Origin of the sequence: Streptomyces sp. (assembly GCF_035645055.1) — a bacterium.
Classification (GTDB): Bacteria; Actinomycetota; Actinomycetes; order Streptomycetales; family Streptomycetaceae; genus Streptomyces.
In genome coordinates, this window is sequence record NZ_DASQNH010000025.1 from 1 (window position 1) to 23,537 (window position 23,537).

General features: G+C 71.0%; 11 protein-coding genes. 1 reads left to right on the forward strand and 10 read right to left on the reverse strand.

Features of this window, described 5'->3' with window-relative positions:
• From VE614_RS08180 to VE614_RS08195, 4 genes are all read right to left on the reverse strand, one after another.
• On the reverse strand, positions 1-605 hold a 605-nt coding region (locus VE614_RS08180; RefSeq protein ID WP_324934161.1), incomplete at its 3' end, for a hypothetical protein.
• Positions 602-2,383 carry a nickel-dependent hydrogenase large subunit gene (locus tag VE614_RS08185; RefSeq protein WP_324934163.1) on the reverse strand — a complete coding sequence of 594 codons (1,782 nt, stop codon included), beginning with the start codon at positions 2,381-2,383 and terminating at the stop codon, positions 602-604. The genes VE614_RS08185 and VE614_RS08180, both read right to left, overlap by 4 nt.
• Positions 2,384-2,481: 98 nt before the next feature.
• The gene (locus VE614_RS08190) at positions 2,482-3,570 is read right to left on the reverse strand and encodes a hydrogenase expression protein HypE (RefSeq protein WP_324934165.1); all 1,089 of its coding nucleotides are present in this window, start codon (positions 3,568-3,570) and stop codon (positions 2,482-2,484) included.
• A gap of 56 nt (positions 3,571-3,626) precedes the next feature.
• Positions 3,627-5,351, reverse strand: coding sequence for a hydrogenase maturation protein (locus tag VE614_RS08195; protein WP_324934167.1), 1,725 nt, complete (start codon positions 5,349-5,351; stop codon positions 3,627-3,629).
• A 264-nt stretch (positions 5,352-5,615) separates the two neighbouring features.
• Here VE614_RS08195 and VE614_RS08200 point away from each other — a divergent pair, with 264 nt between their 5' ends.
• Positions 5,616-5,999, forward strand: a complete 384-nt coding sequence (locus tag VE614_RS08200) for a hypothetical protein (protein ID WP_414719546.1) — start codon at positions 5,616-5,618, stop codon at positions 5,997-5,999.
• A 163-nt stretch (positions 6,000-6,162) separates the two neighbouring features.
• Here the strand turns inward: VE614_RS08200 and VE614_RS08205 are convergent, their stop codons facing one another.
• The 6 genes from VE614_RS08205 to VE614_RS08230 are packed head-to-tail and all read right to left on the reverse strand — an operon-like array spanning position 6,163 to position 22,675.
• Complete coding sequence (locus VE614_RS08205) at positions 6,163-7,218, reverse strand: NADP-dependent oxidoreductase (RefSeq protein ID WP_324934170.1); 1,056 nt, start codon at positions 7,216-7,218, stop codon at positions 6,163-6,165.
• Between the two features lie 50 nt (positions 7,219-7,268).
• Positions 7,269-8,909 (reverse strand): NAD(P)/FAD-dependent oxidoreductase, encoded by a 1,641-nt coding sequence (locus VE614_RS08210; RefSeq protein WP_324934172.1) that lies wholly within the window; start codon positions 8,907-8,909, stop codon positions 7,269-7,271.
• Between the two features lie 43 nt (positions 8,910-8,952).
• Positions 8,953-10,650 carry an NAD(P)/FAD-dependent oxidoreductase gene (locus VE614_RS08215; protein ID WP_324934174.1) on the reverse strand — a complete coding sequence of 566 codons (1,698 nt, stop codon included), beginning with the start codon at positions 10,648-10,650 and terminating at the stop codon, positions 8,953-8,955.
• On the reverse strand, positions 10,647-11,897 hold the full coding sequence (locus VE614_RS08220) for a cytochrome P450 (protein ID WP_324934176.1): 1,251 nt from the start codon (positions 11,895-11,897) through the stop codon (positions 10,647-10,649). Before VE614_RS08220 ends, VE614_RS08215 begins: the two co-directional genes overlap by 4 nt.
• Positions 11,887-13,167, reverse strand: a complete 1,281-nt coding sequence (locus VE614_RS08225; protein ID WP_324934178.1) for a cytochrome P450 — start codon at positions 13,165-13,167, stop codon at positions 11,887-11,889. The genes VE614_RS08220 and VE614_RS08225 overlap by 11 nt, the downstream gene beginning before the upstream one ends.
• Positions 13,168-13,216: 49 nt before the next feature.
• Positions 13,217-22,675, reverse strand: coding sequence for a non-ribosomal peptide synthetase/type I polyketide synthase (locus VE614_RS08230; protein ID WP_324934181.1), 9,459 nt, complete (start codon positions 22,673-22,675; stop codon positions 13,217-13,219).
• Positions 22,676-23,537 lie beyond the last annotated feature (862 nt).

Consider the following 23,537-nt stretch of genomic DNA (forward strand, 5'->3'; position numbering starts at 1 on the left):
CACGGCGCCGCGGCCGGTGAGCGGCCGCCGTCTGCGGCGCGCGGCGGGCCGGCCCCGATCTGAAGGAGGGCCGGCTCCCGGGCGGCCTCCTGGAGTTCCACCGCCGTCACCTCGGGCGCGAAGCACGCGAGGGCGTCGCGCGCCGCCTGTTCGATGCCCTCCCGGGTGCCGGCGCAGCCGCAGCCCGCCGCCCCGGTGAGCCGCAGGCGCAGCACGCCGGTCGCGGCGTCGAAGCCGGCGCTCTCGACCGGGTGGGGGAGGCCGGCCAGCGCCCGGTCGATGCGCCGGGGCACGTCGTCCGGGTGCAGCCCGTGCAGGACCAGCAGACCCGCGACGAGCTCGTCCCCGAGCAGCGCGGCGAGGGTGTCGCCGGCCGTGGCGTCGGGGTGACGTCCGATCAGCTCGACCGCGCGGGCCAGACCGGCTCCGTAGAACTCCATGAGGACCCGCACGAGTTCCTCGGCGGCCTCGCACGCCGCGCGGTCGCCGGAGTCCGCCAGCCGGTCGAGGACCTCCTCGACCAGCCGGCCGGCCGTGTCCGCGGTCATCGCGCCGGACGCCGGGGGCGCACCGGGCGCGACGCCCGTGTCGGTACCGCCGCTCATCCGGACAGACCGCTCAGGCCGGTGGGGACGTGCATGGACTTCACGGTCCTGCCGTCACCGACGTACATGTGCACACCGCAGGGCAGACACGGGTCGAAGCTGCGCACGGCGCGCATGATGTCGATGCCCTTGAAGTTCTCCGGCGGGTTCTCCTCGAAGATGGGCGTGTTCTGCACGGCGTCCTCGTACGGTCCGGGTGTCCCGTAGGTGTCGCGGGTGGAGGCGTTCCAGGGCGTCGGCGGGTACGGGTGGTAGTTGGCGATCTTGCCGTCCCGGATGACCATGTGGTGCGACAGGACACCGCGTACCGCCTCGGTGAAACCGACCCCGATGGACTCGTCCGGAACCTCGAACTTCTCCCAGGTCTGGGTACGCCCGGCGCGCACCTCCGCGAGGCCCATCTCCGCGGAGTGCAGCGCCACGGCGGCGGCGTACGCCTGGAAGTAGGTGCGGGCTCGGTTGCGCTCCAGCGCGTTGCTCCAGCGGGGGATCTTCCACTCGAAGGTGGTCTCCGGCTTGGTGAGCGTGCGGGGCAGGTTGATGACGACGCTGTGGCCGGTGGCCTTCACGTACCCGATGTCGACGAGTCCGGACAGAGCGGTCGACCACAGACGGGCGATGGGGCCGCCGCCCGTGTCCAGCGGCAGGTAGTCCTTGCCGTCGAACCAGCGCGGCGACATCACCCAGCTGTACTTGTCGTCGAAGTCCCGCTTCTGCGGTGCCGGGATGGTGTGCTGGTTCCAAGGGTGGCGGGGATCGACCGGGTTGCCGAGCGGGTCGTGGGTGACGAACTGCTCCCGGCCCGCCCAGTCCTCGTAGTAGGAGCTGCCGAGCAGGATCCGGATGCCGAGGTTGATCTCGGTGAGGTCGTTGGTGACCAGCTTGCCGTCCACGATCACACCGGGGGTGACGAGCATCCGCCGGCCCCAGTCCGACATGTTGGCATACGTGAAGTCGCAGTACTCGGGGTCGTTGAACGCTCCCCAGCAGCCGAGCAGCACGCGCCGGCGGCCGACCTCCTCGTAGCCGGGCAGCGCCTCGTAGAAGAAGTCGAACAGGTCGTCGTGCAGGGGCACGACCCGCTTCATGAACTCCACGTACCGCATGAGCCGGGTCATGTAGTCCGTGAAGAGCTGGACGGAGCCGATGGTGCCGACGCCGCCCGGGTACAGGGTGGAGGGGTGCACATGGCGGCCCTCCATCAGACAGAACATCTCCCGGGTGTACCGGCTGACCGAGAGGGCCTCGCGATAGAACTCGCCCTCCAGGGGGTTGAGCGAGCGCATGATGTCGGCGATGGTGCGGTAGCCGTGCTCGGCGGCGTGCGGCGCCTCGGTGCGCTCGGCGAGTTCGAGCACCCCCGGATTGGTCTCGCGGACCATCTTCTCGCAGTAGTCGACCCCGACCAGGTTCTCCTGGAAGATGTTGTGGTCGAACATGAACTCGGCGGACTCGCCGCAGTTGATGATCCACTCGGCGAGGTGCGGCGGCTTCACCCCGTACGCCATGTTCTGCGTGTACACCGAGCAGGTGGCGTGGTTGTCGCCGCAGATGCCGCAGATGCGGCTGGTGATGAAGTGCGCGTCGCGCGGGTCCTTGCCCCGCATGAAGACGCTGTAGCCGCGGAAGACCGACGAGGTGCTGTAGCACTCGGCGACCCGCTTCTGCTTGAAATCGATTTTCGTGTGGATGCCGAGGCTGCCCACGATCCGCGTGATCGGGTCCCAAGCCATCTCCACCAGTCCGGTGCCGTCACCGGACGTCGTCGAGGTCGCCATGGTGTCTGTGATGCCCTTCGGTCAGGTCTTCGAGCGGGGTGTGGAACGGGTCTTCGAGCGGCCCGGGAGGTCCGGAGCTGCTGCCGGGCCGGGCGTGGTCACCATGGCGGCCGGTAGCCGGTGGTGATCTCCCGGCCCGTGTGCCGCCACTTGGGCTCCTTGTCCACCGTCCTGGCGGTGATCGTCCGCAGCCGCCGGATCACCGCGCCGTAGGCTCCGCTGGCGGTGCTGGAGAGCTTTCCGCCAGGAGGTTCGTCCATGAACGGCATGAACTTGTCGGGGAAGCCGGGCATGGTGCACGCGATGCAGATGCCACCCACGTTGGGACAGCCGCCGATGCCGTTCATCCAGCCGCGCTTGGGCACGTTGCACTTGACGACCGGACCCCAGCAGCCGAGCTTCACCAGGCACTTGGGCGAGTCGTACTGCAGCGCGAACTGGCCCTGTTCGTAGTAGCCGGCCCGGTCGCAGCCCTCGTGGACCGTGGCTCCGAAGAGCCAGGTGGGGCGGAGCTTGTCGTCCAGCGGGATCATCGGCGCCGACCCCGCCGCCTGGTAGAGCAGGTAGGTCAGGGTCTCGGCGAAGTTGTCCGGCTGGATGGGGCAGCCCGGCACACAGACGATGGGGATGCCCGCCTGCGACTTCCAGTCCCAGCCCAGGTAGTCGGGCACGCCCATCGCGCCGGTGGGGTTCCCTGCCATGGCGTGGATGCCGCCGTAGGTGGCGCAGGTGCCGATCGCCACCACGGCGAGGGCCTTGGGGGCCAGCCGGTCGATCCACTCGCTGGTGGTGATGGGCTGGCCGGTGTCCGGGTCGTCCCCGAATCCGCACCAGTAGCCCTCCTGCTTGATCGCCTCGTTGGGGATGGACCCCTCGATCACCAGGACGAACGGGTCGATCTCGCCCCGCTCACCCTTGAAGAACCACTCGATGAACGTGTCCGCGCCGTCCACCGGCCCGCACTCGAAGTCGATCAGCGGCCAGTGCACGGCGATCTTCGGCAGGCCGGGCAGGGCCCCGAGGGCGATCTCCTCGATGCTGGGCTGCATGGCGGCCGTGAGGGCGACCGAGTCACCGTCGCAGCTCAGCCCGGCGTTGATCCAGAGGATGTGGATCGGCTTCTCTTCGGTACCGGGCGAGTCGGGGGTGCCCGCCTGTTCGACGGTGGTCGGCGACGCTGTGTTCATCGAAGCCCTCCTCGGGGAGGAAAACGGCAAAACCGCTGGAACAATCCTTTACCGGGCTAAGAGTCCGCCAGCGGGGCGCTCCTCGCATCTGCGGCGGCTCGATCGGCGGCGACCGGTTCCTTGCGGACGAACGCCCTGCGCAGTGCGTGGTAGGGGGCGGCGGGGTTCTGGAAGATCTCCCGCATACGTGCCAGTTCCCGCTCACGGACGTCAGCCAATGGGGTGACGGCCTCCCGTTGTTCGCTCTCCGCCTTCTTCGCGGCGAGGCGCGTCTGGGCCCGCGCGGAGGCGGCGAGGTGTGCGGCCAGTCCGGTGACTTCGGCGGTGAAGCACGACGGGGCGCACTCGACCACCCGGTCGATCAGGCCGATGTCCCGGGCGCGGGCGGCGGTGACCGGAAGCGCCTCCTCGGTGAGCTGCTCGGCCATGGCGGCCCCCACCCGGCGGGGCAGGCTGTAGGTCCAGTACTCCGAGCCGTACAGCCCCATACGCCGGTAGTGCGGGTTGAGCACCGAGCCGGAGCGGCACCACACCTCGTCGGCGGCCAGGGCCAGCATGACGCCCCCGGCGGCGGCGTTGCCGCCGATCGCGCTGACGACGAGGCGGTCGGTGGTGGTGAGGACCGCCTCCACCAGGTCGTTCATGGCGTTGATGTTGGCCCATGACTCGGCCGCCGGATCGGTCGCGGCCTCGATGACCCCCAAGTGGATGCCGTTGGAGAAGAAGTCCCGGCCGCCACCCAGGACCAGCACGGTGGTGGGCCGGGCGCACGCCGCCCGGTAGGCGTCCAGCAGGCGCCGGCAGTGCTCGGTGGACATCGCGCCGCCCGGGAAGGAGAACGAGAGCACACCCACCGGGCCGTCCTCCCGGTACCGGATGTCCGACCAGGTGCTGTCGTCGTCGGCGGCCAGGAGAGCCGGGGCGGGCAGCTCGGGCAGGTCCGGCAGTTCCGGGCACCCCTTCAGCGCGAGGGTGGCGGGCAGCTTGCAGGCGCGCGGAGCGCCGGGTCCGGTGCGCGCCCGCAACTCGGGAACCCACACCGCCCCGTCGGCGGTGGCGCGGCAGATCGCGCCCGCCCGGGTGGCCAGCAGCTCGCCGGGGCGGCCGCGCAGCCCGTGCTCGGGGTGGCCGCCATGGAGGAACCACTGCCCGCCGAGGAGGTCGTCCAGGACACCGGGCTGCGAGTCGGCGGCACGCAGCGTGCGCAGCACCGTGTCGGTGGTGTCGTCGGCCCATGCGATACGGCGGTCCGCCTGGCGCATCGGGGGCCTGGTGCGCGCGCCCGCCATCCTGGGCAGTGTGCCCTGGTCGAGAGGAACGTACTGGCCGGAGGCGAAGCGTTCGACCGCCAGGAGCACCGCGTCGACGGCGGCGTCGGCCAGCTCGTTGCGGTACAGATCGCTCTTGGCCACCGGCGGGACGGGGAACGTCGCCGTCGCCCAGACGGGCCCGGCGTCCATCTCCTCTTCCGCCTGGAGCACGGTGACGCCCCACTCGCCGGCGCCCTCGCGGACGGCCCAGTCCAGGGAAGACGGCCCCCGGTCGCCCACGGGCCCCGGGTGCACGATCAGGCATGTCCTGGCCGTCCACACCTCACGCGGTACGACCGCCTTCAGCATGGGTGCCACCACCAGCTCGGGCGTGTGCCGGTCGACGGCGGCACGTACGTCGCTGCCGTGGGGTGTGACCTCGACGGCGACGGTGTGCCCCCGCTCGCGCAGCTCGGCGTGCAGGCGCTGCGTGAGACTGTTGTAGGCGCTGGCGACGAGCAGGATGCGCATGGCGACCCTCCCAGGGTGCGGCGGTCGGTGGTGACGCGAACCGGCTGCCTGAGATGGTCCGGCACCGGCTCGCCCGGCCGTCGACACGAATCCCGCGCATCACTCGTAAGGGTCGCGGTTCGTGCCACATGGTCGGCATGGACAGCCCGTGACTGCACGCCTCCGGACCTGTTGATATGCCGATTTTGTGGGGGAGTGGAAGAATTCTTACTGCCACGGCACGGGAGGACGTGCCTCCACCACAGCGGACAGGCAGGTCGGCGCATGCCCAAGGAACAGAAGTCATCGAAGCCGTCACGGGGCCAGGGGGTGAGCCGGCACGAGGGGACCGAGCACCACGGCTGGTCTCCCGACGTCGACGAGACCCGACAGCAGGAGAACCCGAGCGCCCGCCGCTCCTTCCGCGCACAGGACGCCCCGTCACCCGGCCCGGGCCGCAAGATCTCCAAGGAGGAGCGCACCTCCGTGCCCGGCGACGAGGTCGAGAGCGGCACCGCGCCGGGTGAGGAGTACGGCGGCAAGCCGGAGAAGGGCATGCGGGACACCGGCCGCAAGGGCCGCTCCGGACGCCCCTCGGGGACGAAGGACGACACCGCGTTCACCGGTGTCGACCCCAACGACTCCGAGACCGGTCCCCGCCCGGGCTGACGCCCGGCCCGCCGGGGGCCCGGGCATCATGTGCTTTGGTGGGGTGTGCGCCATGCTTCGGGACGGCGGCACAGAACGGAACATCCCGGGGCTTGCTCGTCGGGTCCGGAACCGGTGGAGATATTGCCCTTGCCGTCGAGGACGGGGCGCTCCGTACTAACGGTCATACCTCGACGATCAGCTTCCCGCGGCTTTCTGCCTTGTTCTCGTACAAGCCCTGATAGGCCAGCGGAATGCGGTCGAAGCCGTGGTGCACGGTCTCGTCGTAACCGATCTCTCCGCGCCGGACCATGCCCCCCAGATCGTCGTGGAGGGCGGTGAAGTCCTCGTCGGTGTACCAGTCCTGGGCGTAGATGCCGCGGATGGTGGTGCGTGGACGCATGATCTGCTCCAGCAGCCGTGGCCCTGTCCGGTCCCCACCGACCGTGGTGGCCCACTGCCACGACACCGCCACTTGGCTGTACCGATTGAGCATGGTGAAGACCGCGTCGGTGATGGCGCCGCCCATGTTGTCGAAGTACTTGTCCACGCCGTCAGGCGCGGCCTTGCGCAGGGCCGGGAGGATCGTGTCGATGTCGTCGCCGTGCCGGTACAGCAGCGCCTGGTCGAAGCCGAGTTCGTCGAGATACGCCCTCTTCGCAGGCGTGCTGGTGGTGCCGAGCACACGGGCGCCGGCGCGCTTGGCCAGCTGGCCGACCAGTGATCCGATGGCCCCGGTCGCACCGCTGATCAGGACCGTGTCGCCGGGTTCGACGGTGAAGAACTTCGTCATCGTCCCCCAGGCGGTCAGTCCCGGAACTCCCATGACGCCCAGTGCCGTGGTGATCGGCAGCCGGGCGTCGTAGTGCTCCGGGGAGAGCTTGCGGAAGGGGGTGACGTCGAAGAGGAACGATCCCGTGTCCCAGACGTAGGGCTTGCCGTCGCTGACGAGGTGGGTGCGCCAGCCGCCGAACCCTTCCACCAGGTCTCCGGGGCGGAAGGCGGCGTCCGGCCCGGCCTCGAGCACTTCCATGATTGACAGTCCGGGAGCGTGACCGCCGAGCGGCGTCACCTGGGTGAGGCCGTTGAGGAAGGGGTCGAGGGAGACGTAGCGGGTCCTGAGGAGCATCTCGTCGTCGGCGAGTTCGATGTCGACATCGTCGACCACCTTCTCGTAGACCCTGCCGACGTCGGGCACGCCCTCGGCGTGTTCCCGTACGACCCATGTCTCGATCCTCATGCGTGAGTCCTCTCTGTGTTCAGATGTGACAGGGGACCGTGGGCCGGTGGTTACTTGCCCACGGGGATGACGACGTGTGTGGGCGGCGGTGCGCTGTCGTCGATGCCGGCGGTGAATTCCCGGCCGTCGTCGCGGCAGACGAACTGCATGACGTGGCGACCGGCCGCGGCGGCCCGGATGAGGCCGCCGGTGGTGGCCCACACACCGGAGAGGTAGAAGTCCTTGAGGCCCGGAAGCGCCGGGCCGTATCTCTTGACCTGCTCCTCCACCGTCTCGCCACTCGCGACGAAGGGCTGCCAGCCGAGCACCGTCCCGTCGTGGTTGGCGGTGTAGCGCACCTGGGTGAGCGGGGTGGACAGGTCGCGGACCACGATCGCCTCCCGCAGCCCGGGGAAACGCCTGTCCAGGAATCCCACCAGGGCCTCACGGACCTGGCGCTTGGCCGCGTAGTACTCACGCCCGTGCGGCAGCGGGCGGGTATGCACCGTCCTGCCCCGGTGGGAGCGGGTGCGCTGTTCCGGGTGCCCGGCGTTCAGGGCGCGCCAGGGGGCGGTGTCGGAGAAGTAGGTGGCGTAGACGACGGTCGCCCCCGCGGGGGACAGCTCCGGAAAGTGCGTGCTGCGGAACTGCACGTTCACGCTGGGGTGCCGCAGGCCCGGCAGTCGCGCCGCCATGTCCTCGTCCAGGAGGTAGGTGGTGCACGGCTCGCCCCGCGAGAAGGCGGGGCGGAGCCCGAGGAACATCATGACGTAACCGGGGAAGACCATGCCCGGCTCCTGAATGGTCTGTGTGTACAGCTTTCGGTACGTGTCGTCCAGGTAGCGGCCGCCCAGCAGCTTCATGGTCGTCGTTCGGCCGTCACAGGCCGAGACCACGATGTCCGCGCGGTACTCCCGTCCGTCACTGAGCCGCACCCCCACCGCGCGGTCGTTCTCGACCATGATTTCCTCGACCTTCGCGTTGCAGGTCACCTCCCCGCCGAGGCGCCGGTAGCGTCGTTCGACCGATTCGGCCAGCCCCAGGGAACCGCCTTCGGGTACGCCCGCGGAGAGGCTGGCGTGCGCGGCGAGCTGGAAGTAGAACGGCAGCACGGGGAACGCGGGGTGCTTCTCGTAGAGGATGTAGTTGAACGCCTCGCGCAGCAGAGCGTCCTTGAACCGTGCCGAGTAGTCCGTCATCAGCGTCGCCATCGACTTGCGGATGATGTTGAAGTGGGGGAGGAAGGATGCCAGCATGCGCCAGCGCTCGGCCCGCCCCATCAGGCCCACGGGTTTGAGGAACGGGTATCTGACCAGGCATGCGCGGAACCGGCGCAGGCCGCCGCAGAAGTCCCGGATCAGCCGGGCGTCGGCCGGCGAGAGGGAGAGCAGGTGGTCCTGCAGCCGGTCGGGATCGGAGTAGAAGTACACCGCCCGACCGTCCCTGCCGCGCACGATGTTGAAGACGTCGAAGTGCCGCATCTCCTTGCCCTGCAGAGCGCCGAGTTCGAGCCAGATCTGGTGCATCTCATTGCCGGGTCCGTTCCCGAGCAGCCAGCTCACACAGCAGTCGAAGGTGAAGTCACCGCGGTCCCAGGCGGTGCAGCAGCCTCCGGGGATCTCGTGCATCTCGAAGATCCGGGACCGGTAGCCGTTCATCTGGGCGTAGCAGCCGGTGGACAGGCCGCCGAGGCCGCCACCGATGATGATCATCGACTCTCTGGTTCGCTGTGACGATGGCATCGCCGGTGCCTCCTCAGCTCTGTCCACGGTTCCGGGACGACGGGCCCGCCTGCCAGGCGTCCAGTTGGGGCAGGTGGCCGAGTTTGCCGCGGTGCCAGGGCTCGCCGCCGGGGCTGTCCCAGGCCGTGAACTCCAGCCCGAACTCCTGGCACAGGTACTGGACGGCGAAACGGCCCGAGGCCGCGGCGCGGATCAGACCGCCGCCGCCGACCCACTGGCCGGCCATGGAGAAGCCGCGCAGGCCCGGCAGGCGCATGCGGTCCCTGCTGACCAGCTTGTTCGACAGCTTCTCGGCCGCGGTGAAGGACTTCCAGGCGAGGATGCTGCCGTTGTGGTTTCCGGTGTAGCGCAGGGTCGTGACCGGAGAGGCCACGTCGATCGCCTCGATCCGGCCGCCGATGCCCGGACGGTGACGTTCCAGGAAGCGCTCCACGAAGTCGGCGACCTGACCCTTGCGTGCCCGGTACTCCTTGCGGTCGGTACTGCGCAGCTCCTTCCAGTAGGGGAAGTCGCTGAAGTAGGTGCAGTGGACCACCGATTTGCCGGACGGCGCGAAGGTGTCGCAGTACAGGGATCGCTCCTGCACGACCAGGCTGTTCTGCCGTACGGCCGGCAACTCGGCGCTGTCCTGCCGCGACAGCAGGTAGGTGGTGCTGTGCGGAGCAGCGGGGTCGGCGTCGCCGCGCACCCCCACGAAGGCGGAGACCACTCCCGGGTACACGAGTTTCGGATCATGCAGCAGTTCGGTGTAGAGGGTGTCGACGACGGGGCTGGTGTACCGCCCGTCCAGCAGTCCGTGGATCGTGGTGCGGCCGTCGCACGCCGCGACGACGTGATCGGCGTAGTAGCGTCTCCCGTCCTTGAGCTCCACGCCGATCGCTCGGTCGTCCTCGACGAGGATGCGCCGCACCCGCGCCCGGTAGTCGATCCGTCCGCCCAGTGAGGTGTACCGCTCCTCGATGGAGCGGGACAGGCCCAGTGATCCCCCCTGCGGGAAACCGGCGTTGCCGTGAAAGGCGCTGGCCATGTTGAACAAGTAGGGGAGCAGCGGGAAGACTTCGTGGTCCTGGAAGAAGATGAAGGGGAACGCCCGCCGCAGCAGCGGATCCTGGAACTTCGCCGAGAAGGACTCCATCGGGGTCGCCGCGGTGCGCCAGAACAGCAGGAAAGCGGGCAGGACAGTGCGCAGCAGGCTGAGCCGATCGCGTGCCGTCCGCAGTGGCGGCGCCGTGAGAAACGGGTACAGGTTGATGCCGGTGAACCGCCGCAGATCGCGGCAGAAGGACCGGATCAGCCGTGCGTCGGCGGGGGAGATCTCCAGGAGGTGCCGCTCCAGCCGGTCGGGGTCGTTGTAGAACGTCACCGAGCGGCCGTCCTCGTCGACCACCCTGTTGAACATCTCGAAGTTCCGGACCGTCTTGCCGTCCAGGGCCCCCAGCTCACGCCAGATCCTGGCCGCGTCGTTGCCCGTCCCCGTACCGATCAGCCACTCGATGCAGTAGTCGAACACGTAGCCGTCGCGCGACCAGGCCGTGCAGCAGCCGCCGGGCAGGACGTGCTTCTCCAGGATGCGGGTCCGCATCCCGCTCATCTGCGCGTAGCAGCCGGTCGACAGGCCCGCGACTCCCGCCCCGATGATGAGGATCCGCGGTCTGCTGCCGGCAGTACGCGTCCGGCGGGCCCAGTCCGGCTCGGTGCCATGTGCCGTCACCGCGGTCCGCCTTCCCCAGCGACAGGCGCACGGTGCGCGTCGAAGAGGACGGGCAGCTCATGGAGGCCGTTCGCGATGCCCCCCGTCCGCCAGCGCAGGTCCTCCTCCGGTACGGCGAGCCGGAGCCCTGGCAGGCGACGCAGTGCCGCTTCGAGGGCCGTTCGCAGTTCCAGCCGCGCCAGGTGCGCGCCGAGGCAGAAATGCACACCGTGCCCGAAACCGAGGTGAGGGGCCCCGGCGCGGTCGAGAACGAGGTCGTCGGCGTGGGGGAAGACCGCGGCGTCCCGGTTGGCGGCCGCCAGCGAGGTGATGACGGGTTCGCCGGCGCGGACGAGGACCCCGCCCAGCTCGACGTCCTGCGTCGCATAGCGCGGGGCGGTGAAATCGAGGAGATCGACGTACCGCAGGAGTTCCTCGACGGCCGCCGGGACCTGCTCCGGCCGCTCGGACAGCCGCACGAGGGCCTCGGGGCGGGTCAGCAGGTGGTAGAGGGAGGCCGCGATCTGGCCGGTGACGGTGACGAAGCCGGCGGCGACGAGATCGGTGACGAGTGCCAGGAGCTCCTCTTCGGTGATCGTCCGGTCCCGGTCATGGGCCCGCAGCAGTGAACTGAGCGGATCCTCACCCAAGTTCGCGCGGCGCAGGTCGAGCAGTTCGGCGACCCTTCCGGCCCACTCGTCCGTCTGTGCCGTGAGTTCCTCCACGGTGGAGGCGAACACGATGCGCTCCACCCAGTCGCGGAATCGACTGTGTTCGGGCGGGACCCCGAACAGCTCGCAGTTGAGGGTCAACGGCAGGGGGACGGCGAACTGCCCGACCAGGTCGGCCCGGGGCCCCGATGCCACGACGTGGTCGAGGAGCTGCTCGGCGGCACGGCGGACGCGGGCGGTCAGCCGGCCGATCCGGCGGGCGCTGAACTCCCTGGTCATCAGGGAGCGCAGCCGCGTGTGCCCGGGCGGGTCCAGGGACATCAGGCCGACCTGGTCCCAGTCGTTCGCCTCCGTCCGGGGCCGGTCCCGGCCCACGGCTTCGGCCAGGCTGAAACGGGGGTCCGACAGCACCGTCCTGACGTCGGTGTACCGGGTGGCCAGCCAGGCGTCCTGCCCGTGGGGCAGCCGCACCCGGGCGACGGGCTGCTCGCGCAGCCGCGCGTACGCGGGGTGGGGTTCCAGCCCGCGGCCCGGTCCGAAGGGAAAGGCGAGCGGCTGGTTCCGCGCGAGTGTGTCCGGACGGGTGTCATGCGCCATTGGTGTGCCCTCCCGTCTCGCTGCCGTCGGCGGATGCCACCTGTCGTCCCGAACGTTCCCGGGCAGGGGCGCCGCCCGCGGCCTCGAATGCGACGGGCAGGGCGTGGAGGCCGTTGACGGCGCCCCCGGTCTTCCAGCGCAGGTGCTCCTCGGCGACGGCGAGTCTGAGTCCGGGCAGGCGTCGCACCACCGTCTCGAGGGCCACGCGCAGCTCCAGCCGCGCCAGGGGGGCTCCGAGGCAGTAGTGCGGGCCGTGCCCGAAACCGACATGAGGGCAGGCCGCGCGGTCGAGGACGAGGTCGTCGGGGCCCGCGAACACCACGGGATCCCGGTTGGCGGAGGCGAGGGCCACCAGCACCGGCTCGCCGGCCCGGACCAGCACCCCGCCCAGCTCGATGTCCTCCAGGGCGTAGCGGGGCAGGATGAAGTTGTTGAGCGGTACGTAGCGCACCAGCTCCTCGACGGCTGTCTCGAGCAGTTCCGGCCGGTCGCGCAACCGCTCCAGCCGACTCGGATCGACCAGCAGGTGGTAGAAGGAACCAGCGGTCTGGTACGCGACCGTCACGAACCCCGCGACGAGGACGTCCTCCGCGAGCGCCGACACCTCTCCCTTCGTGATCACGCCGTCGTCGTGGGCCCGCAGCAGGCAGCTGAGCACGTCGTCGCCCGGGTGCAGGCGGCGCAGTTCGAACAGCCCGGTCACGCAGGAGGAGTACTCCTCGGCCTGTGACCGCAGTTCCTTCTCCGTCGCTGTGCCGGCCAGTCTGCGCTCCGCCCAGGTCCACAGCCGGTGGTGGTCCTCACGAGGCACACCGAGCACCTCGCCCGCGATGGTCGTCGAGAGGGGGACGGCGAACCGGCCGACGAGATCGGCCGGTGACCCCGACTCCACGATCCGGTCGAGCAGCTCCTCGGCGATCTCCTCCGCCCTCTCGCGCAGTTGCTCGATCCGGCGAGCGCCGAAGTGCCTGGCCAGTACGCGCCGGAGCCGGGTGTGCTCGGGCGGGTCCAGAGTGAACAACCCGCAGCTGCCGGCGGTTTCCTGCCGCACTCGTGGTTTGTCCCGCGCCGCCGTCTCGGCCAGGCTGAAGCGGGGATCCGACAGGACCGTCCTGACGTCGGTGTACCGGGTGGCCAGCCAGGCTTCCTGCCCGTACGGCATCCGCACCCGGGCCGGCGGCTGCTCACGCAGCTCCTCGTACGCGGGGTGGGGGCCGAATCCCGGGGCCGGTTCCACGAGATACGGAAGCGGCTCCCGCTGCGTGTCCATGTCCAGATTCGCCTTCCTGTCGAGTCGGGTCCCGCGGGGCGCGCGGACGTCACACGGGTGCGGTGGGGGAGTCATCCACTAGCGCGCGCACCAGTCCGGCGTTGTGTTCGAGGTGCCCCTGATCGAGCATGTCGGCGTGCGCGCCGGAGCCCCGCAGGACTGTCGTGCGCGTCGTGGAGCTGCCGTGCCAGGAGCCGCCCAGCCCGGCCGCGTGGAGGTCCGCCTTGGTCTCGTCGGAGATGACCCAGACCGGGGCCGCGACCGTCCCGGTGTTCGGGGTGCGGCCGCAGAAGTCGATGTAGTCCCTGGCCTGGTCGAGGGTCTCCTCGGCCACCGTCGCCGACCCGGTGTGCCGGCGCAGATGCTCCCCGAGCTCGCGCTCGAAGTCCGCCAGGTGTTCCTCGGTGAGGCGGAAGGACTCGGAGATGCGGTACGAGTCCAGGATGACCACGTGTGACACCTTGCGTCCGCGCAGTTCCAGTTGCTTGGCCACCTCGAAGGCGAGGTTGCCGCCGAGCGAGTAACCGAGCAGGGTGCACGGGCCCTCGGTCTGGAGTGACTCCACGAGGTCGGCGTAGCGCTCCGTCCTGTCGTCTCCCGACAGGTGGTTGAACGCGACGATCCGGTAGTCCGGCAGGTGCGTGGCGAACTGTCGATAGACGAGTCCGTGGCCGCCGGCCGGAGGGAAGCAGAAGACCGTCCGCGGCTGTTCCGGGTGGAACGTGAGATACGGAAGGGAGCCCTCGATCCGGCCGGTGACGATGTGCTCGACGGTCTTCGCCATCCCGTGCAGGGTGGTGGTCCTGAAAAGCCTGCTCACCGGGATGTCGACGGCGAACTCCGCCTGGAGCTCGTGGATCAGCTCGATCAGCTTGATCGAGGAGCCGCCGCACTCGAAGAAGTCGTGCTGGATGCCGGGCTCCTCGATGCCGATGAGGGCCCGCCAGTGCTCGGCCATCCGGACCTCGTACAGCGTCACGGGCGGCTCTGCCTCCGCCCCGTCGGCGTCCGCCCGGGGTTCGGGCAGTGCCGCGGTGTCCACCTTGCCGTTGGCGGTGAGGGGCAGTTCCGGCAACTCGGTGAAACAGGTCGGGATCATGAAGGTCGGCAGGCAGCCGGCCAGATGGCGGCGCAGTTCGCCCCGGTTCACTGTCCGCCCGGGCGCCGGGACGCAGTAGGCGCACAGCACCGGATCGCCACCACGGTCGGGACGGACCGTGACCACCGTCTGCGCCACCTCGGGCCGCTCGGACAGCCGCGACTCGATCTCCCCCAACTCGATCCGGTGGCCGCGCACCTTGATCTGCGAGTCGGCCCGCCCCAGCAGATGCACCCGGCCGTCGGCATCCCAGTGGGCCAGGTCGCCGGTGCGGTAGACCCGGACCGGCTCGGTGCCGTCGGAGCCGCCGAGCGGGCGCGTGGTGAACCGGCGGGCGGTGTGCTCCGGTTCACCGAGGTAGCCCGGGGACACGCCCGAGCCGCCGATCCACAGTTCCCCGGTCACCCCGGGCGGAACCGGCCGTCCCTGCCTGTCCAGGATGTAGAGGGCGGTGTTCGGAAACGGCCGTCCGACCGGCACCGGCCGGCTCGGCTCCAGCCCGTCCGTCGGGCCATCGAAGAAGGCACTGTCGATGGTGGCCTCGGTGAGGCCGTAGGAGTTGACCAGTCTCGTCCCCGGCCCGCACAGGGCGCGCAACCGCTCGTACTCCTCGACCTTCCACACGTCCGAGCCCACCACCAGCAGGCGCATGAACGCGAGGTCGAGACCTGTCCGTTCACAGTGGTCGGCGAGCGTGCGCACCACCGCCGGGACGAACTCGGCGGCGTCCACGCGTTCGGCGCGCATCACCTCGTGCAGACGGGCGGGGTCGCACAGCAGCTCCCGGCCGACCAGCACCAGGGCACCGCCCGAGCACAGCGCGCGGACCACGTCCCCGGTGAAGACGTCGAACGAGGGGTTCGCCATCTGCAGGTGCACCCGTACGTCGGTACCGAGCCGGTACTCGGCCCGCCAGGCGTGGCAGGCGGAGGCCAGATTGCCATGGGTGACCCGGACGGCCTTGGGGCGGCCGGTGGAGCCGGAGGTGCAGATGACGTACGCCGTGTCGTCATGGCCGACCGGCACGTCCGTGAACTCCTCTTCGCCGGCGGAGCCGAGCTCGGCGACGGTGACCGGCCGGGCGGGCAGCGGTTCGAACCGGTCCCGGTCGTCGCAGACCAGCAGCGCGGCACCGGCGCGCTCCACCATGTCCGCCAGGCGTCCCACCGGGTGGCCGGGGTCCAGCGGGAGGTATGCGGCGCCTGTACGGAGCACCGCCAGCAGAGCGACGACCAGCTCCGGCGACTTCTCCAGGCAGAGCGCCACCACCGTTCCGGGTCCGGCGCCCAGCGCACGGAGCCGGGCCGCGGCCCGCCGGGACCGCTCGGCCAGGTCGCCGTAGGCCAGCCGGACGGTCGGACCGGACTCGGCGGGGGCCGCCACCGCGAGCGCGTCCGGGTGGGCGGCCGCCGCGCGCAGGATCAGTTCGTGCACCACGCCGTCGTGCGGGACCCGGCGGTCCGTGCCGCTCCATTGGCGCAGGACCAGGGCGCGTTCCTCCGGCCCCAGCAGCTCCAGCGTGGTGGCCGGCCGCTCCGGCCCGGCTGTGGTCAAACCGTTCAGCAGGGTGACGTAGTGGCGGGCCATCCGGGCGGCCGTCCCGGCGTGGAAGAGGTCGGTGTTGTACTTCAGGACGCAGTGGAACCTCCGGTCCGCCTCGTCCTCGTAGGCCGACAAGGTGAGGTCGAACTGCCCCTCCTCCTCCGGCAGTTCGATGTAGTCCAAGCGGTAGCCGTACTTCTCGGTGGCCACCTTGTGGTGGAGCAGGATGAACATCGCCTGGAACACCGCGGAGCGACTGGGATCGTGCTGGAGGCCCAGCTCCTCCACCAGCAGCACGAACGGGTACTCCTGGTTGTCCAGTCCGCCCAGCACCGTGGTCCGCACTCGGTCCAGCAACTCGGCGACGGTCGGCGCGCCGGACAGGGAGACATGCAGCGGCAGCGGGTTCACGAAGTAGCCGTAGACGCCGGCGAACTCCTCGTCCGTGCGCCCGGTCACCGGACTGCCCACGATGATGTCGTCCTGGCCCGCGTAGGCGTGCAGCAGCAGGTAGTAGGCGCTGAGCAGGACCATGAAGACGGTGGCGTCGTGCTCGGCGGCCAGCGCGCGCACGCGGGCACTCAGCTCCTCGTCCAGGACGAAGAACTCGGAGGCGCCGTTGTGCGTCTGGACGGCGGGGCGCGGCTTGTCGGTGGGCAGGGCGAGCACCGGCACATCGGTCGGCAGATGCGACCGCCAGTACTCCAGCATCGCGGATGCCTCGCGGCCCGCCAGGAACGCGTTCTGGCGGTTGAGGAAGTCCAGGTACCGCGCGGTGACCGGGGGCAGCTGCGGTACCCGGCCCCGGCGCAGCGCTTCGTAGACCTCCAGGAGCTCCTCGATGAAGGTGAAGGTGGAGATCGCGTCCGAGATGATGTGGTGGACGGCTTTCATGATGACCCAGCGTGCGGGCCCGCGCCGGAACAGCCGCAGCCGTACCAGCGGATCGCGCTCCAGGTCGTAGGGCCGGCGGTACTCGCGGACGATCATCTCGTGGATCTCGTCCCACGAGAGCTGCTCGACGTCGAGGACCGCGAAGTCCGGTTCCACCTCGGCCGGGATCCGCTGCACCGGCCCGCCGCGCTCCCGTACGAACGAGGCCCGCAGGCTCGGGTGGCGCTCGACCACCGTCCGGAAGGCGGCGGCCATCAGCTCCGGCTTCAGCTCGACCCGCACCTCCACCGCCCCGCCGATGTTGTAGGCGAAACCGTCCGGGTTGAGCTGCTTCAGGAACCACAGCGCCTTCTGGTTCTGCGTCAGCGGATACGCCGACTCGTCCTCGTACCGTTCGATCGCCGCCGTGTCGACGTCGGCCGCTCCCGCGTCGATCCGTCCGGCCAGCGACTCGTAGAGGCGGGCGGCCAGTTCGCTCACCGGCGCGTTGCTCAGCAGCGCCACCAGGGGCAGGGTGGCGCCCGACTCCGTGGCGATCCGGGCCCGCAGCTCCATTGCCAGCAGTGAGTCCAGGCCGAGCCCGCCCAGCCCGACGTCCGGTGCGATCTGCTCCGCCGGCACCTTGAGCACGGCCGCGGCCAGCGCCGTGAACCATTCCGTGAGCTGTTTCGGCCGGTCCGCCTCGTCCGACTGCCGCAGCGCCTCCAGCATGCCGCCCCGCCCGGCCGGCGAGGAGTCGTCCCGCCCCGCGGTCTCGGCCAGGTCGGCGACGAGCGGCGGTGGGGCCGGGTACCAGGAGAGGAAGACCGGCCAGTCCACCACGGTGGCCACCAGCAGTTGCGCTCGGTCCTGGCCGATCACCCGCTCCAGCACCGCCATCCCGGCCTCCGGGGTGAGCGAGTTCATGCCACGGTTGTTCCGGTAGTGGTCGACCAGGCCGAGTTCCTCGACCATGCCGGTGGCCCAGGGGCCCCAGTCCAGACTGAGCGCGGGCAGGCCGAGCGCCCTGCGGTGGTGGGCCAGGGCGTCCAGGAACGCGTTGCCGGCGGCGTAGTTGGTCTGTCCGGCGGTGGTCAGCAGCGAGGCGATCGAGGCGAAGAGGACGAAGTGGTCGAGCGGTTCGCCGGCCAGTTGCCGGTGCAGGGCGAAGGCACCCAGCACCTTGGGCCCGTGGACGGCGTCGAACGCCTCGCGGTCCATGTCCGCGGCCAGCGTGTCGCGGACCTGGCCGGCCAGGTGGAAGACGCCGCGGACGGGCGGGTGGCCGAGCCGCCGGTACTCGGCCAGCCAGGCGGCCAGCGCCGTCTCGTCGGTGATGTCCAGTGCCACGGGGACCGGCTCGGCGCCGAGTGCCTCCAGCTCGCGCAGAAAGGCGGCGTTGCGCTCCGGGGGGCTCTCCGGGGCGAGGTCGTGCCACTGCTCGCGTGCGGGCAACGGTGTGCGGCCGACCAGGATCAGCCGCCGGGCACCACGCCGGGCCAGGGTGCGGCAGAGCAGCCGCCCCAGCGCGCCGAACGCGCCGGTCACCAGATAGGCGCCGTCCTGTCGCAGGCGCGGCGGCAGCGGTCGGCTCAGGCCCTCGGCCGGACGCAGCCGGCTGGTCAGCCGACGACCCGGGCGTAGCGCGATCTCGTCCTCGTCGGCCAGCGAGAACTCGCGCAGCAGCGCGTCCGCCTCCTCACCGGCGGGCGCCGCCGTCGGAGCGAGGTCGACCAGCTTTCCCGGATGGCCGGGCAGCTCCTGGTGGCGCAGTACCCGGCCGATGCCCCACGCGGGCGCGCCGAGTGGTTCGACCGGCTCACCCGGAGCGGTGGCCTGCGCCGCCCGGGTGACGATGTGCAGCCGGGCGCCGGGCAGTTGCGCCGGGAGCAGGGCGGCCAGAGCGACCAGGCTGTGGCCGCCGCGGCCCGTGTGGCCCGCCACGGCGGCGTGGTCGGCGCCGGCCAGTTCCGGCCGGTCCAGGTTCCACAGGTGCACGACGGCAGCCGGTTCGGGGGCGCCGGCGGCACGCCGGTCGGCCAGCAAGCGGGCGAGGTCGTCGGCGGAACCGGGTTCCACGGTCGCCGGGCGGCCGCCCGCGGCCGGCCGGTAGCCGGCACCGGGCCGGACGGACTGGCAACCGCCCCCGCGCGCGGTGATCCGTTCGGCCAGTGCCTCGGCGACACCCCCGCCGTCCGCGAACAGCAGCCACTGGTCGGGGTGCCCGTCCGGCCCGTCCGGGGCCTCGGGTGCCTCCGGCAGCTCCTTCCACGTCGTCTCGGTGAGCCACCCGTCGATCGTGGCCAGGCCCACGGAAGCGGCGGCCCGATCCACGTCGGCGGCGCGGAAGCCGGTGATCACGCCGAGGGCCGTACCCTCCTCGTCGTACACGGCGATGTCACCGAGCAGCTCGCCGTCGTCCCCGGTCACGGTCGCGTGCACCCAGACGGGGCGGTCACCGACGGCGTCCAGCCGGACCTCCGCGATGGCGACGGGCAGCCGGATGCCGGTGCCTGCGCGGGCCTCCTCCGACAGCCCCGGCGTCAGAAGTGTCTGGAAGAAGGAGTCCATCATCACCGGATGGACATGATGGCCGACGCCCTGCCCGGCGACCGCGGCCGTCGGCCGGACGCGCGCCAGCGCCTCACGGGGGCCCACCCAGACCTCGTCGATCCCCTGGAACGCCGGACCGTAGTGATACCCGAGGGAGGCCAGGGCGGCGTAGCAGTCCGGCCCGGACAGATGGCGTCCACAGCGGTCCTGGACCGCCGCCGCGTCCAGTGGGCGGCCGGGGCGGCGGCGCTGACCGGGCCGCACGCTGCCGACGGCGTGTACCGTCGGCTCGTTTCCGTCCCCGGCGCGAGTGGCGACGGTGAAGCCGCCGTGCTCGGCCGAGAACGTGAACTGGACGGCGCGGCTCTGGCCGTCGGGCAGGAACAGCGCCTTGCGCAGCTCGATGTCGCTCAGCGTGGCGTCGGTGCCGCCGGTCAGTGCGCGCACCGCCTGCACGGCCATCTCAAGGTACCCGGCGGCCGGGAAGAGCACGCTCCCCTGAATTCGGTGATCCTCCAGGAACGGCAGTGTCTCGACGTCCAGCCGCGCCTCCCAGGCCGGTTCGGCACTGGCCAGCCGACGGCCGAGCAGCGGATGGTCCACGTGCCCCAGCCGGATCTGCTCCACCGGCCGGGGCTCGACCCAGTGCCTCTCCCGCCGGAAGGGATAGCGCGGCAGAGGCACCGGGCGGCCGGTGGGCTGGAGCACCGGCCAGTCGACCTCCACACCGAGGGTGTACAACGCGGCGAGTGAGGTGGTGAAGGTGACCTGCTCGTCCTCCTGACGGCGGATCGACGGCAGAGTGCACACCTGCGGCCGGTTCGCCGCGTCGGGACGAGCCTCCATCACCTCGTGGACGGAACGTCCCAGCACCGGGTGCGGACCGATCTCCAGGAACACGCCGTAACCGTCATCGCCCAGCCGTTCCACAGCCTGCCGGAAGCGCACCGTGTCCCGGACGTTCTGCCACCAGTAGCCGGCGTCCAGCTCGGTGCCGTGCGCGGTGCCCTCGCGGCCAGTGAGGTAGACCGGCACCTCGGCCTGCCGTGCCTTGAGCCCGGCCAGCGACTCCAGCAACTCGTCCTTGATGACCTCCATCCGGGGGCTGTGGTACGGCACTTCGACGGCCAGCCTGCGGGTGAAGACCTCCTCGGCGGTGAGTTGCGCGGCGAGTTCCGCCAGAGCGGCCTCATCGCCGGAGAGCGTGAGCGAGCCAGGGCCGTTCACCGCGGCCACGGACACCGCGTCACGGTACGGGCGCAGCCTGCGCAGCGCCCGGGCCTCGGTGAGACCGACGGCCAGCATGCCGCCGGTGCCCGCCAGCCGCTGCTGGAGCCGGCTACGGTGCACCACCACCTTGACCGCGTCCGCCAGGTCGTAGACACCGGCCTCATGGAAGGCGGCCACCTCTCCAGTGGAGTGGCCGACCACCGCGTCCGGACGCACGCCCCGGCTGCGCCAGAGCGCGGCAAGGGCCACCTGCACGGCGAAGTTGGCAGGCTGGGCCAGCCAGGTCTCGGACATGCGGGAGTGCGCCTCGTCGGCTGCCAGTTCGTCCAGCAGCGACCAGCCGGTGAGTTCGGCGATGTGCTGCGAGCAGCGCTCGACGGTCTCTCGGTAGACGGGCTCGGTGGCCAGGAGCCGGCGGCCCATCGCCCACCACTGGGGGCCCATGCCGGTGAAGACCCAGACCAGCCGCCGGTCCCGGTGCTCGCGGCGTCGGCCGGTCAGCACCCGGGGGTGCGGCTCACCGTCGAGGTACGCGGCGAGCGCCTCGTCCAGCGAGGCGCGGGCGGTGGCCTCGCGGCTGTCGTAGACCACCGCGAGCCGGGTCGCGTGGTGCTGGCGGCGGTGCGCCAGGGTGTGACCGAGGTCGGCCGGACGTGCCGGGCTCCCGCCCCGCACGCCGGCCAGTTCGGCCCGGATGCCGGCGGCCAGCTCGGGCAGACCCGCGTCGTGCCGTGCGGTGAGCGGCAGGACCGTCCAGTCCGGCGCGGGGCCGGCCGCAGCGGTCGCCTCCGGCTCGGGAGCGGCCTCCAGCAGGACGTGCGCGTTGGTCCCGCCGAACCCGAAGGAGTTGACCCCGGCCCGGGCGGGACCCTCGTGGGCCGGCCATGGCGTGGGCTGCGTCGGAATCTCGTACGGCAGGGAGGCCCGGTCGATCGCCGGGTTGAGCCGCTCCAGGTTGATGTGGGGCGGGATCAGCCGGTGCTTGAGCGCAAGGGCGGACTTGATCAGGCCGGCCAGTCCGGAGGCCGCTTCGGTGTGCCCGATGTTGGTCTTGACCGACCCCACGTAGCACTTGTCGCCGGGCCGGCGGCCCACCGCCAGAGCCAGGCCCAGCGCGGTGGCCTCGACCGGGTCCCCGACCGGGGTGGAAGTGCCGTGGGCCTCGACGTACTGAAGGCTGCCGGGGACGATCCCGGCCTCGGCGCAGACGCGCTCGATCAGCGACACCTGGGCGTCCCGGTTGGGCACGGTGATGCCGTTGGTACGGCCGTCCTGGTTGACGCCGCTGCCGATGATGACGGCGTGCACCGGGTCCCCGTCGCGCAGCGCGTCGGAAAGCCGCTTGAGCGCGACCACCGCGACGCCCTCGGCCCGTACGTAGCCGTCGGCGGAGGCGTCGAAGGTGCGCGAGCGCCCCCGCGGGGAGAGGAAGCCGCCCTTGGTCTCGGCGATGGTGTACTGCGGCGCGATGTGCAGCAACGTGCCGCCGGCCAGCGCCAGTTCCGTCTCGCCGCGCAACAGGCTCTGTACCGCGAGATGGACGGCCACCAGGGAGGATGAGCAGGCGGTGTCCAGGGAGATGCTGGGTCCGCGGAAGTCGAAGCAGTGCGAGATGCGGTTCGACACCATCGTCATCATGGTGCCGGTGGCGGTGTGAGCGGCCAGCGTCTCGAAGGACAGGTCCGAGAACTGGACGATCTTGTAGTCGAGGGTGAACGCGCCCACGTAGACGCCCACTTGGCGGCCGGCCAGCTCGGCGGGCTTCTGCCCCCCGTCCTCCAGCGCTTCCCAAGCCACCTCCAGCAGCTTGCGCTGCTGCGGGTCCATGTGGTCGGCCTCCCGGCCACTGATGCCGAAGAACGCCGGGTCGAACTCGTCGAAGCCGTCGATATAGCCGCCCCGGCCACCTACCAGCCGGCCCGGCCTGGCCGCGTCACGGCTGCCGAGGGACAGCGTGTCGTAACGGCTGGACGGGGTCGGCGTGATGCAGTCCTTGCCGTCGACCAGGTTCTGCCAGAACGCGCGGTGGTCGCACGCTCCGCCGGGTAACCGACAACCGATCCCGACGATCGCGATCTTCTCCCGCTCGTTCACGGGCGTGGAGGGAACGGCGGCATCGGCTGCCACGTCGGAGCGAGGGGAGGGAGAGTGAGCCGCGGAGGCGTGGGCGTCGGGTGAACCGGTGGGAGCGGTCAGGGGTGTGTCCGTCATGGTGGCGTCCTTGAGTCACTGCGTACGCGCGTGCGGCGGGCGGGAAACCACATGGGTCGGGGGGCCGGCGGGAGCGGCTTCGGGCGGACCGAAGACAGAACGGGGCCGGCGTGCGGCCGTGCGGGCCGGGTGGGGCCATGGCGGCCTGCCGGTCCGGTCCGGCCAAACGGCCCACCGGCACAGTGGCGGCCGCCCCGGCCGAGGTCAGCTCGGTAGAAGGGTGGTGCGAGGACGGTGGGCCACTGGCGGCCGACCGCTTCGCGGACAAGGCGACGATGGACGCGGCAACCCCACCCCGACCGCCAGTGGCCGTATGCGGTCGCGGCTGCCGGCAGTGTGGGTCCCGACGCGGACACCGCAGTCCTGTCGCCGGGGTCTCGTCGGGCGACCACCACTGTGGCGCCCTCCTGACGTGCCCTCCACTTCCCGATGGCCGACGAGGTGGGACCCGAGCGCGTCGGCGACGGCCCTCTCGGCTTCGATCGGTTCGACGCTCAAGGGCACAGCGGTGCTCCATTCGGGGCGCGGCAGTGAAGCCGTTGAACCACAGGCCGATGGCCCACGGTGGAGAGGTGAGAGTCGGCGGCGGCCAGTGTGAGCGGCTGCGTGCATACGGATCCTGCCCGCTGCCGCGCCCGATTTCTGTCACTCCAATGGGTGAGGGAGTTGCACGCCGGGGCGCGGATGAGGCGCACGGAGACCAATCGTCCCTGCTCAGCGCAGCTTCGCGGAAGCGGGCGGCAGCCGCTGGCGGCGTTGCGGTCGCCGGAGCCCACGGACTGTTCCGCGGCAGGGCGGACGGGTGCCCCTGCCGGCCCCGCTGCCTGTCTGTCCGTGGTCATGCCCAGCGCATGCCGATGGC